The 12295-nt window shown below is 67.3% G+C and carries 12 protein-coding genes; 8 read left to right on the top strand and 4 right to left on the bottom strand.

The window, feature by feature from the left end; translation table 11 throughout:
* Positions 1-5: 5 nt before the first annotated feature.
* Complete coding sequence (locus QX128_RS11205) at positions 6-710, bottom strand: M15 family metallopeptidase (protein WP_316237466.1); 705 nt, start codon at positions 708-710, stop codon at positions 6-8.
* Between the two features lie 172 nt (positions 711-882).
* Here QX128_RS11205 and QX128_RS11210 point away from each other — a divergent pair, with 172 nt between their 5' ends.
* The 5 genes from QX128_RS11210 to dprA all read left to right on the top strand — a co-directional run bounded on the left by QX128_RS11210 (position 883) and on the right by dprA (position 6520).
* Complete coding sequence (locus QX128_RS11210) at positions 883-1836, top strand: aspartate carbamoyltransferase catalytic subunit (protein WP_316237467.1); 954 nt, start codon at positions 883-885, stop codon at positions 1834-1836.
* Positions 1837-1859: 23 nt separating this feature from the next.
* Positions 1860-3161, top strand: coding sequence for a dihydroorotase (locus tag QX128_RS11215; protein WP_316237468.1), 1302 nt, complete (start codon positions 1860-1862; stop codon positions 3159-3161).
* A 30-nt stretch (positions 3162-3191) separates the two neighbouring features.
* On the top strand, positions 3192-3788 hold the full coding sequence (plsY, locus tag QX128_RS11220) for a glycerol-3-phosphate 1-O-acyltransferase PlsY (protein WP_316237469.1): 597 nt from the start codon (positions 3192-3194) through the stop codon (positions 3786-3788).
* A gap of 213 nt (positions 3789-4001) precedes the next feature.
* Positions 4002-5339: a patatin-like phospholipase family protein gene (locus QX128_RS11225; RefSeq protein ID WP_316237470.1), complete on the top strand. Its 1338-nt coding sequence runs from the start codon at positions 4002-4004 to the stop codon at positions 5337-5339.
* Positions 5340-5401: 62 nt separating this feature from the next.
* Positions 5402-6520 carry a DNA-processing protein DprA gene (gene dprA / locus QX128_RS11230; protein WP_316218295.1) on the top strand — a complete coding sequence of 373 codons (1119 nt, stop codon included), beginning with the start codon at positions 5402-5404 and terminating at the stop codon, positions 6518-6520.
* 3 nt (positions 6521-6523) lie between these two features.
* On the opposite strand, the gene QX128_RS11235 is transcribed toward dprA, so the two are convergent.
* Positions 6524-6922: a helix-turn-helix domain-containing protein gene (locus QX128_RS11235; RefSeq protein ID WP_316218294.1), complete on the bottom strand. Its 399-nt coding sequence runs from the start codon at positions 6920-6922 to the stop codon at positions 6524-6526.
* A 97-nt stretch (positions 6923-7019) separates the two neighbouring features.
* On the opposite strand from QX128_RS11235, the gene QX128_RS11240 reads away from it, so the two are divergent.
* Positions 7020-7631: an FMN-dependent NADH-azoreductase gene (locus QX128_RS11240; RefSeq protein WP_316218293.1), complete on the top strand. Its 612-nt coding sequence runs from the start codon at positions 7020-7022 to the stop codon at positions 7629-7631.
* 78 nt (positions 7632-7709) lie between these two features.
* Here QX128_RS11240 and QX128_RS11245 read toward each other — a convergent pair whose 3' ends face one another.
* Complete coding sequence (locus QX128_RS11245; protein ID WP_316218292.1) at positions 7710-8483, bottom strand: SDR family NAD(P)-dependent oxidoreductase; 774 nt, start codon at positions 8481-8483, stop codon at positions 7710-7712.
* Positions 8484-8627: 144 nt separating this feature from the next.
* Here QX128_RS11245 and QX128_RS11250 point away from each other — a divergent pair, with 144 nt between their 5' ends.
* The gene (locus QX128_RS11250; RefSeq protein WP_316218291.1) at positions 8628-9071 is read left to right on the top strand and encodes a helix-turn-helix domain-containing protein; all 444 of its coding nucleotides are present in this window, start codon (positions 8628-8630) and stop codon (positions 9069-9071) included.
* A 13-nt stretch (positions 9072-9084) separates the two neighbouring features.
* Here the strand turns inward: QX128_RS11250 and QX128_RS11255 are convergent, their stop codons facing one another.
* A complete protein-coding gene (locus QX128_RS11255) occupies positions 9085-9294 on the bottom strand; it encodes a hypothetical protein (RefSeq protein ID WP_315712655.1) in 210 nt (69 codons plus the stop codon).
* Between the two features lie 225 nt (positions 9295-9519).
* Between QX128_RS11255 and topA the strand changes: the two genes are divergently transcribed.
* On the top strand, positions 9520-12291 hold the full coding sequence (gene topA, locus QX128_RS11260; RefSeq protein ID WP_316237471.1) for a type I DNA topoisomerase: 2772 nt from the start codon (positions 9520-9522) through the stop codon (positions 12289-12291).
* The last annotated feature ends 4 nt before the right edge of the window (positions 12292-12295 follow it).

Consider the following 12295-nt stretch of genomic DNA (forward strand, 5'->3'; position numbering starts at 1 on the left):
ATCAATCATCGGCGCGGCCGAATGGGAAAAACATAAGTGGTCGCGCCAGCGCCCGGCAGCGAAAAGTGCCACCACTCCTTGGCATAGTTCACAAAACCTTGCCGCGCCATCACCGCAACCAGTTCGTTGCGCCAGCGGCGCTGCTCCGGTGTCAGGTTCTGCGCAGCGGTATGGGCCTTCACGTCGGAACAATCGTAGCCGGTTCCCATGTCGACGCTGCCCTCGGGCGCGCGTAGCGCTGCCGGCGCGGTGCAGTCCGCGTAGTCCTTGGCCGGGTCGAACGCCGCGGAATTGTCCGCCGCGAGCTCGACCAGCGTGAGATCGAGCGCCGCACCGGTCGAATGGCTCGAACGCACGGCGATATAGCCGAGACGGAACAGGTCCTGCTTGGCAATGCGCGGCGTGTAGCGGCGGCCGGCCGTGGTCTCGACGCCGTCCTGGGACCAGGCCAGCATCTCTGCGACCGCACGCACCGGCCGGTAGCAGTCGAGCATCTTCAGCGACAGGCCGCGCTGCCGCAGCTCGGCCTGAGCCGCCTGCAGCCGCCGCGCCACGTCACGCGTCACGACGCATTCGGCCGCCTCGTAGCCCGGCAAGGGTCGGCCGACGAAATTGTTGCTGCCGGCATAACGGATGTCCTGGAGGATCGTCGGGTCGATGTCGCGGAGATAGACGAAATCGAACGGCAACGCGGCCGCGCAGGCCGGCACGATCGCCGCCAGCAGGATCAGCGCATATCGGAGCGGGCCTCCTCCGACGACGGCCCGCCAGCCCCCGGTTTGGAGCCCCCTGAGAGGCTCGGAAGACGGAACGGGGGATAACTCGGAACCCCGGCTTTCGGCCTTGCCCCCCATGGAAACCGCGCCTATAGCTCTGGCTTTAATGGCAACCTCTCCGAAATCGACTTTCGTCCTCGTGCACCGGCATTTGCTGGGAATCGAGGGCCTTTCCGCCCACGACATCACCGGCCTCCTCGACCTGTCCGAGGAGTATGTCGAACTGAATCGTCAGGTCGACAAGAAGCGCACCGTGCTGCGCGGCCGCACCCAGGTCAACCTGTTCTTCGAGGCCTCGACCCGCACGCAATCCTCGTTCGAGCTGGCGGGCAAGCGGCTCGGCGCCGACGTCATGAACATGTCGGTGTCGTCCTCGTCCATCAAGAAGGGCGAGACCCTGATCGACACCGCGGTCACGCTCAACGCGATGCATCCGGACATTCTGGTGGTCCGCCACCACGCCTCCGGCGCGGTCGAGCTGCTCGCGCGCAAGGTCGACGGCTCCGTGATCAATGCCGGCGACGGCGCGCATGAGCATCCGACGCAGGCGCTGCTGGATGCGCTGACGATCCGCCGCAACAAGGGCCGCATCGAGGGGCTGGTCATCGCGATCTGCGGCGACGTGCTGCATTCGCGCGTGGCGCGATCCAACATCCTGCTGCTGAACACGATGGGCGCGCGCGTCCGCGTGGTCGCACCCTCCACGCTGCTGCCACCCGGCATCGAGCGCATGGGCGTCGAGGTCGCGCGCGACATGCGCGAGGGGCTCAACGGCGCCGACATCGTGATGATGCTGCGGCTGCAGCGCGAGCGCATGAACGGCTCGTTCGTGCCGTCGTCGTCGGAATATTTCCAGTATTTCGGGCTCGACCAGAAGAAGCTCGCCTACGCCAAGTCCGACGCGCTGGTCATGCATCCGGGGCCGATGAACCGCGGCGTCGAGATCGAATCCATCGTTGCCGATGGCGCGCAGTCGCTGATCCGGGAGCAGGTCGAAATGGGCGTCGCCGTGCGCATGGCCGTGCTCGAAGCACTGGCCCGCAACCTGCCCAACGCGTGATACAGAAGTCGGGACCAAACGCCATGCTGACCGACCGCCGCCCGATCCAGCTCGCCAATGCGCGCGTGATCGACCCCTCCCGCGACTTCGACGGCCCCGGCGACGTGCTGATCGCCGACGGCGTCATCCGCGACCTCAAGCGCGGCATCGGCGCCGCGGGCGTGCCCGAGGGCACCGATGTCGTCAACTGCGCCGGCAAGATCGTGGCCCCCGGCCTGATCGACATGTGCGCCTTCGTCGGCGAGCCGGGTCTGGGCCATCGCGAGACATTCGCCAGCGCCAGCCAAGCCGCCGCGACCGGCGGCATCACCACCATCATCTGCCAGCCCGGCACTGAGCCTGTGATCGACAATTCGGCGACCGTCGACTTCGTGCTGCGCCGCGCCCGCGACACCGCGATCGTCAACATCCAGCCGATGGCGGCGCTGACCAAGGGCCTGCGCGGCGAGGAGATGACCGAGATCGGGCTGTTGCGCGCCGCCGGCGCCGTCGCCTTCTCCAACGGCCACAGCAGCGTGATGAACGCCCAGGTGATGCGCCGCGCGCTGACCTATGCGCGCGATTTCGACGCCCTGATCGTGCATCACACCGAGGATCCGAACCTCGTCGGCGAAGGCGTCATGAACGAAGGCGAGTTCGCCTCGCGGCTCGGCCTCTCCGGCATTCCGCCCGCAGCCGAAGCCGTCGTGCTCGAGCGCGACATGCGCCTCGTCGCACTCAGCAAGGGCCGCTATCACGCGGCCGCGCTGAGCTCGATCGACTCGCTCGACATCCTCAGGCGCGCCCGCGAGGCAGGGCTCACGGTGAGCGCGTCGGTCTCGATCAATCATGTCACCCTGAACGAGAACGACATCGGCCCCTACCGCACCTTCCTGAAGCTGACGCCGCCGCTGCGCACCGAGGTCGACCGCCGCGCGCTGGTCGAGGCGCTCGCCTCCGGCCTGATCGACGTCATCATGTCGGACCACACGCCACAGGACGTCGAGGTCAAGCGGCTGCCGTTCGCGGAGGCTGCCAGCGGCGCGGTCGGACTCGAGACGATGCTGCCGGCGGCGCTGCGGCTGGTGCACAATGGCGAGCTCAGCTGGACCGCCCTGATCCGCGCGATGTCGACCCGGCCCGCCGAGCTGCTCGGCCTGCCCGGTGGCACCTTGCGGGCGGGCGCGCCGGCGGACATCATCGTGATCGATCCGGACGTGCCCTGGATCCTCGATCCGGCAGACCTCAAATCGCTGTGCAAGAACACGCCGTTCGACGAAGCCCGCTTCACCGGCCGCGTGGTCCGCACCATCGTCGGCGGCCGCACCGTGTTCGAACATGTCTGACGCCAGGCGAAGCGTCGAAGGAGTCGCGTGATGGGTTCCGAAGCCTTCCTGCCGGTCGCTCTCATCATCGGCTATCTCCTCGGCTCCATCCCGTTCGGCCTGATCCTTACCAAGCTCGCCGGCACGCAGGATCTGCGCAGCATCGGCTCCGGCAACATCGGCGCCACCAATGTGCTGCGCACCGGCCGCAAGGGGCTGGCGGCGGCGACCCTGCTCGGCGACGCTCTCAAGGGCACGGCGGCCGTGATCATTGCGGGCTATCTCGGCGGCCCGAATGCCGCGATGGTCGCGGGCCTCGGCGCCTTCCTCGGTCACTTGTTCCCGGTGTGGCTGAAGTTCCGCGGCGGCAAAGGTGTCGCCGTTTACATCGGTATTTTGATCGGTCTGTTCTGGCCGGGCGCGATCTTCTTTTGCCTGGTCTGGCTCGCAACCGCCTTCGCGCTCCGCTACTCATCACTCGCCGCACTCGTCGCCAGCGTGCTGACGCCGATCGTGTTGTGGGCTTTCGGCCACACCGCGCTGGCCGCCTTGTTCACCCTGCTCACATTGTTGCTCATTTACATGCATCGCGAAAACATCAAGCGATTGCAGGCCGGCACCGAGAGCAAGATCGGCGCGAAGAAGTAACTACTCCGGGCAAATACGGGTAATGTGTGGTTCGTGCTGAAATCGCAGCGGCAAGGCAGCAACACCTGTGCTTCATCAGCTAACAAGTCAACGCCGGACCCTGGCGTGAATCATGATTGCCTGTCATGATTCCGGCATCTGATTACGCAAGACCCATTCAAGCGGTTCGTCGCCACGCGCGATGATCGCACTGATGAGGAGCCGGCGCAGCAAATGTCCACCCCGGTCCGTTCCAGCGCCAGCGCCCTCCTCTCCGCCGCTCAGATCTGGTTGACGGATGCGTTCGGCTCCACCAGCGAACCCGCCGCTCCCTCGCCGGCGACAGCGGTCGAGCCCGCGACGAGCGTCGGCGTAGGCGCGGCTGAAGATCTGGTTCCTGAGAGCGCAAACGCCGCGATGGAGCCTTCGACGAGCACGCCGCAGGAAAGCACCGCCGCCGTCAAGCTTCCCATGACCGGGGCGGCGGCTGCCGCCGAGCCCAAGCCTGCGGAAACGCCGGAGCGATCGCTCGCCGAGACGATCGCCAGCGCCACCCTGCCGCCGCCGCCGCGAACGTGGCCGCCGCGCAAGCTGTCGCTGGCCCTGCAGGGCGGCGGAACGTTCTCGGCCTTCACCTGGGGCGTGCTGGATCGCCTGCTCGAGGAACCCGGTTGCGATTTCGACACCATCAGCGGCGCCAGCGCCGGCGCGGTCAACGCCGCGCTGCTCGCGAGCGGGCTGGCCAAGGGCGGCCGTGACGAAGCGCGCAACCGGCTCGCTTTGTTCTGGACCCGGCTGATGGAGGAGGCGTCGTTCCGATCGCTGCTGGTGATCGGCGCGTACTCGCCGGCGAGCAGCTCGGTGTCGTTCGGTGCGGGGCTGCGGAGCGGACGCGCCGACCCGCTCGATCTCGATCCGCTCCGCGACCTCCTCCGCGAGACGATCGATTTCGACGCCGTGCAGGGCCCGGCCGCGCCCCGCCTGCTGGTTGCGGCGACCCGGGCCCGTGACGGCCTGCCGCAGATCTTCCGCAATGCCGGCGTCACGCCGGATGCTCTGCTCGCCTCCACCTGTCCCGCGCAACTGCACGCCGCAGTCGACATCGAGGGCGAGGCGTATTGGGACGGCGGCTACGTCACCAATCCGCCGCTGATCCAGATCGCGCATGAGTCGAGCGCCGCCGACCTGCTGGTCGTTCAGGTCATGCCCGCGCGCGACGCCTATGTGCCGATGACCTCGGCCGCGATCGATCGCCGCCTCGACCAGATCGCCGGCAATGCGGTCCTGAACGCCGAGCTCGCGGCACTCGAATGGGCGCGCAGCGACGGCCTGCATCCGCCGCGCGTGCATCGGCTTGCCGCCGAGGACGAGATCGAGGCCCTGGCTCAGCGCGATGCGACCGACCTCGGCAGCGGCTTCATCGAGCTGCTCTACCAGCGCGGACGCGACGCCGCGGAACGCTGGCTGCGCGAAGCCCCGGCCGGCACCACGCCGGCCATCCCCGACGAGCAGCCCGCGCTGGCGTCTCCGGTGTCCGTGTCCGAGGACGTGCGCGACGTCGCGCCGGCGTAGCGCGCCTCTTCCCTGCGTCTTCGGGTTGCTCCATTCTAGCCTCCGGGTTTGGGGGGCTATGCGTGGACGCCATCAACACGACGATCGAGCTCAGCGACACCGAGCGGCGCGACCGGCTGCGGCTGATCCGTTCCGACAATGTCGGCCCGCGCACCTTCCGCTCATTGCTCGACCATTTCGGCACCGCGCGCGCCGCGCTCGACCGGCTGCCCGACCTGGCACGCCGCGGCGGCGCGGCCGGAACCGGCCGGATCTGCACGGTCGGCGAAGCCGAGGCCGAACTCGACGCCTGCAAGCGGCAGGACGTCGACCTGCGGGCGCCGGACGAGGACGGCTATCCGCCCCGACTCGCCACCTGCGACGATGCACCTCCGCTGCTGGCGGTGCGCGGCGCCCGCGAGACGCTGATGCGCCCGATGATCGCCATCGTCGGCTCGCGCAACGCCTCCGCCGCCGGACTCAAATTCGCCGGCCAGATCGCCCATGAGCTCGGCCAGGCCGGCTTCATCATCATCTCGGGGCTCGCCCGCGGCATCGATCAGGCCGCCCATCGCGCGAGCCTCGGCAGCGGCACCGTCGCGGTCCTCGCCGGCGGCCATGACCGGATCTATCCGCCGGAGCATGTCGATCTGCTCGGCGCCATCATCAGTGGCAGTGGCGCCGCAATCTCCGAGATGCCGCTCGGACACGAGCCGCGCGCCCGCGACTTTCCCCGCCGCAACCGGCTGATCTCAGGCGCCTCGCTCGGCGTCGTCGTCGTCGAGGCTGCGCATCGCTCGGGCTCGCTGATCACGGCGCGCATGGCCGGCGAACAGGGACGCGAGGTCTTCGCCGTCCCAGGCTCGCCGCTCGATCCCCGCTGCGCGGGCACCAACGATCTCATCAAGCAGGGCGCCACGCTGGTCACCGAAACCGCCGACATCATCCAGGCCGTCGGCCCGATCATGGAGCGGCCGCTGCCCTTTTCGCTGCGCGAGCCGGACGAGGAGTTGTTCGCCCCCGATCCCGAGAGCCACGACCGCGCGCAGGTCACGGCCCTGCTCGGCCCGACCCCGGTGTCGATCGACGACCTGATCCGGATCAGCGGCCTGTCGCCGGCCGTGCTGCGCATGGTGCTGCTGGAGCTCGAGCTGGCCGGCCGCCTGGAGCGCCACGGCGGCGGGATGGTGTCGCTGATCTGACTCTCAGTCCGCATCCCTGCGCGCGTCGAAGCGCGTGCGCGCCTGCTCGATCTGCTCCTGGTGCTGGATGGCCCATTGCCCAAGCGCCTGCACCGGCTGCGACAGGCCGCGGCCGAGATCGGTCAGCTCATAATCGACCCGCGGCGGGATGGTCGGAAACACCGTCCGCGTCACCAGCCCGTCGCGCTCGAGGCCGCGCAGGGTCAAGGTCAGCATCCGCTGGGAAATCCCGCCAACGAGCCGCTTCAGCTCGTTGAAGCGCTTCGGGCCGTCCTGAAGCATCATGATGACGAACACGCTCCATTTGTCGCCGACACGCGCCAGGATCGAGGCCGCGCCCCGGCAATCATCATGACTTGGCTGCGTCGGGAGATCGGGATCATCGCTGTTCGCAAGTGTCACGGCTGTGCTCGGGTTTCAAGAATGTGCGTTCTTGTGAGGTTACAGCACAGTCACTCATAGTGCGCCAGTTACAAACCAATACTGAGGTGACTGACCTATGACCCAACTCCTCCACATCGACTCCAGCGTGCTCGGCCCGAACTCCGTCAGCCGTCAGGTATCCGCCGCGATCGTCGGCCGTTTCCGCCAGATCATGCCGGGGCTGGAGGTGATTTACCGAGATGTCGCAGCCGAGCCGCTGTCGCATCTGTCAGGAACGCATGTCGCCGTCGCTTACGGAGCGCCCGTCGAGGATCCCGCGGTGGAAGCTGATGTCGCTGCCGGACAGGCCGTTCTGGAAGAGTTCCTGGCTGCCGATATCGTCGTGATCGGCGCTCCGATGTACAACTTCTCCATCCCGAGCCAGCTCAAGGCATGGATCGACCGCATCGCAGTCAAGGGTAAGACCTTCAGCTATGGCCCAAACGGCCCGCAGGGTTTGGCCGGTGGCAAGCGCATTATCGTGGCGCTCTCGCGCGGCGGCCATTACGGCGCGGACACGCCGATGGCGGCATTCGAACACCTGGAGACCTATTTGCGCAGTGTCTTCAGCTTCATCGGCGTCACGGATCTCGAATTCGTTGCGGCCGACGGTGTCCAGATCGGCCCGGAGCATCGCGAGCAGGCTCTGGCGAAGGCGATTCAAACGGCCGGCGGTCTCGCCGCTTGAGTCCCTCGGTGGCTGCCGCCGGCAGCCACCGCTTTCAACCCCGGGGCAGGTCTCAAACCGCCCACCGACCCGGCCCGGTCAACCCCGATAGATCGGCGCACCGGCCGGCGAGCTCGTGGCGCCGCCATCGACGAACAGCTCCTGGCCTTGGACATGCGCGGCGTCGTCCGAGGCCAGGAACAGCACGGTGCCGGCGATATGGTCAGGCTCGCCGATATGACCGAGCGGGGTGGTCGCCGCGATTCTGGCCTCGAACATCTTTTCGGCATCCGGCGTGGCGACCGCGGCGCCCCAGATCGGCGTCCGGATCGCGCCCGGCGCGACCACGTTGACACGGATGCCGCGCGGCGACAGCTCCGACGCCAGCACCCGCGCCATCGCGCGCACCCCGGCCTTGCTCGCGGCGTAGGCCGAATAGCCGGGATTCCCGAGCACGGAGATCACCGAGCCATTGAGGATGACCGAGGCGCCGTCCTTGAGATGTGGCAGCGCCGCCTGCATGGTGAAGAACACGCCCGTCAGATTGGTGCGGATCACCTGCTCGAACACCTCGAGCTTGGTTGCCCCGGCCGGCGTCGAGCCGGGGATGCCGGCATTGGCGAACAGGATGTCGAGCTTGCCGAAGCGTTCTGCGGCGGTGGCAGCCGCGGCCTCGGTCGCGGCGATGTCCGTGGCATCGGCCACCAGCGCCAGCGCGTTCGGCCCGAGCTCGCGCGCCGCAGCCTCCAGCCGCCCGGCATCGCGCCCGGTGATCGCGATCCTGGCGCCTTCGGCGACGAAACGGCGGGCGGTCGCAAGCCCGATGCCGCTACTGCCGCCGGTAATCAGTGCCGTCTTGTTCGCAAGCCTCACGTCCGTCTCCATATGGTTGCATTATTAAACCGATGGACGACATAGGCTATCTGGTTTTATAATGCAACCACACAAGTGCGTGAGCGGACGCGAGCGCCCTCGGGGGCATCGGCCGCCCGCGGGTGACAGGACAAGGATGATCTGATGGTCAAGCGCACCAGTCTGGAAGGCGACGCCTGCCCGATCGCGCGGTCGCTGGATGCGATCGGCGACTGGTGGTCGCTGCTGATCATTCGTGACGCGTTCCTCGGCCTGCGCCGCTTCAGCGCGTTTCAACGCAGCCTCGGCATGGCCAAGAACATCCTTGCGGCGCGGCTGCGGGCGCTCGTCGATCGTGGCATCCTGACCACCGAGCCGGCGTCGGACGGCAGCTCCTATCGCGACTACGTGCTGACGCCGAAGGGCCGCGGCCTGTTTCCGATCCTGGTCGCACTGCGGCAGTGGAGCGAGGAATTCGACGAGCACCCCGACGAGATCGCCACCGCGCTCGTCGACCGGGTGAACCGCAGGCCGGTTCGCAAGCTGCTGCTCACTGCGGATGACGGCCGGACGCTGGCGCCGGAGGAAACCGCTCTCGCCCCGCGGTGAGCACGACTGGCCGTCAGCACAGCCTGCGGCGGCTGCGCAGCCTGAGATGCTCCTCGGCCTCGAGGTTCGCCATGCGCAGGAGATAGTCCAGCATGTCGAGGCGATGACGCTGCGCCAGATGCGACAGGCTGGCCGTCACCTCGGCGATCAGAGCTGCCGCGGCGTCGGGATCCTCCACCATCGCCTCGACGTCCGGGTCGCTTTTGTCCGCTGCCTTGGCCAACAACTGTCACCCAGCATAAGGAATTTGACGAAAAACAACCTCAAAAGAGCGCGGATCTCATCGTGCTCCGTACAACCTGATAGGTACTTCGCCGATCCAACGCAATCGCCTTTCAACATCCCTCGATTTGACAGGAACCCCCTCACCACCCATGTTCGGGTCAACGAGGCAGGCGCGAATCCCGCGAAGCCAGCTTCAATCCTTCCACTAAGCCATTGGAAATACATGAATATCGTCATCGTGGAGTCGCCTGCGAAGGCCAAGACGATCAATAAGTATCTGGGCTCCTCCTACGAGGTTCTGGCCTCTTTCGGTCATGTTCGCGACCTTCCGGCCAAGAACGGTTCCGTCGATCCGGACGAGAATTTCCGCATGATCTGGGAGGTCGATCCCAAGGCGGCCGGCCGACTCAACGACATCGCCAAATCGCTGAAGGGGGCTGACCGGCTGATTCTCGCCACCGACCCTGATCGCGAGGGCGAAGCGATTTCCTGGCACGTGCTGGAGGTGCTGAAGGAGAAGCGTGCGCTCAAGGATCAGAAGATCGAGCGCGTCGTCTTCAACGCCATCACCAAGCAGGCCGTCTCGGAGGCGATGAAGCACCCGCGCCAGATCGACGGCGCGCTGGTCGACGCCTACATGGCGCGCCGCGCACTCGATTACCTCGTCGGCTTCACGCTCTCTCCCGTGCTGTGGCGCAAGCTGCCAGGCGCCCGCTCGGCCGGCCGCGTGCAGTCGGTGGCGCTGCGCCTCGTCTGCGATCGCGAGCTGGAGATCGAGAAGTTCGTGCCGCGTGAATATTGGTCGCTGATCGCGACCTTGGCGACGCCGCGCGGCGACACCTTCGAGGCGCGCCTCGTCGGCGCCGACGGCAAGAAGATCCAGCGGCTCGACATCGGCACCGGCGCGGAGGCCGAGGATTTCAAGAACGCGCTCAACGCGGCGAGCTACACGGTCGCGACCGTCGATGCCAAGCCGGCACGGCGCAATCCGCAGGCGCCCTTCACCACCTCGACGCTGCAGCAGGAGGCGAGCCGCAAGCTCGGCTTCGCGCCGGCGCACACGATGCGCATCGCGCAGCGGCTCTACGAAGGCATCGACATCGGCGGCGAGACCACCGGTCTCATCACCTATATGCGAACCGACGGCGTGCAGATCGCGCCGGAGGCGATCACCCAGGTGCGCAAGGTGATCGGCGAGATCTACGGCAACAAATACGTCCCGGATAGCCCGCGCCAGTACCAGGCCAAGGCCAAGAACGCCCAGGAAGCGCACGAAGCGATCCGTCCGACCGACCTGTCGCGCAAGCCGGCCGAGCTGCGCAAGCGGCTCGATGACGATCAGGCCAAGCTCTATGAGCTGATCTGGACCCGCACCATCGCGAGCCAGATGGAATCGGCCGAGCTTGAGCGCACCACCGTCGACATCATCGCCAAGGCGGGCGCGCGCACCCTGGAGCTGCGCGCCACCGGCCAGGTCATCAAGTTCGACGGCTTCCTCGCGCTCTATCAGGAGGGCCGCGACGACGAGGAGGACGAGGACAGCCGCCGCCTGCCGCAGATGAGCCCGAACGAACAGCTCAAGCGGCAGAATCTCGCGGTCACCCAGCATTTCACCGAGCCGCCGCCGCGCTTCTCCGAGGCCTCGCTGGTCAAGCGCATGGAGGAGCTCGGCATCGGCCGTCCCTCGACCTATGCCTCGATCCTGCAGGTGCTGAAAGACCGCGGCTACGTGAAGCTCGAGAAGAAGCGGCTGCACGGCGAAGACAAGGGCCGCGTCGTCATCGCGTTCCTGGAGAACTTCTTCCGCCGCTACGTCGAGTACGATTTCACGGCCGATCTCGAGGAGCAGCTCGACCGCATCTCCAACAACGAGATCGCCTGGCAGCAGGTGCTGAAGGATTTCTGGACCGGGTTCATCGGCGCCGTCGACGACATCAAGGACCTGCGCGTCGCGCAGGTGCTCGACGCGCTCGACGAGATGCTGGGGCCGCACATCTATCCGCCGCGCGACGATGGCGGCGATGTCCGTCAGTGCCCGACCTGCGGCACCGGACGACTCAACCTCAAGGCCGGCAAGTTCGGCGCCTTCGTCGGCTGCTCGAACTATCCGGAATGCCGCTACACCCGCCCGCTCGCCGCCGACAGCGAGGCGACCGCCGATCGCGTGCTCGGCCAGGATCCGGACACCGGCCTCGACGTCGTCGTCAAGGCCGGCCGCTTCGGCCCCTACATCCAGCTCGGCGAGCAGAAGGATTATGCCGAGGGCGAGAAGCCGAAGCGCGCCGGCATCCCGAAGGGCACCTCGCCTGCGAGTCTCGAGCTCGACCACGCCCTGAGGCTGCTGTCGCTGCCGCGTGAGGTCGGCATCCATCCCGAGACGGGTCTGCCGATCATCGCCAATCTCGGCCGCTTCGGGCCGTTCGTGAAGCACGACAAGACCTATGCGAGCCTGGAGGCCGGCGACGAGGTGTTCGACATCGGCCTCAACCGCGCCGTCACCCTGATCGCCGAGAAGATCGCCAAGGGACCAAGCAAGCGCTTCGGCGCCGATCCCGGCAAGGCGCTCGGCGAGCATCCCTCGCTCGGCGCCGTCGCCGTCAAGGCCGGCCGCTACGGCGCCTATGTCACCGCCGGCGGCGTCAACGCCACCATCCCCGGTGACAAGGAGAAGGACACGATCACCCTGGCCGAGGCGATCGCGCTGCTCGACGAGCGCGCCGCCAAGGGCGGCGGCAAGGCGAAGGCCAAGGGCAAGGCGGCGAAGCCGGCCAAGTCTGCCAGCAAAGCGGCGGCCAGCAAGGCCAAGCCGAAGACCGGCGGCGACGACGACACGCCGAAGCCGGCGAAGAAGGCCGTGGCGAAGAAGGCGGCCGCCAAACCGAAATCAGACTCCACCAGCAAGGCGCGTGCGCCGGTCGCCAAGGCCGCCAAGACCTCGGCGAAGCCCGCGACCAAGGCGACGCCCAAGAAGAGCGCTGGCAAGGCCCGCGGATGAGAAA

This window comes from Bradyrhizobium sp. SZCCHNR1015, from assembly GCF_032489875.1.
Lineage (GTDB): Bacteria > Pseudomonadota > Alphaproteobacteria > Rhizobiales > Xanthobacteraceae > Bradyrhizobium.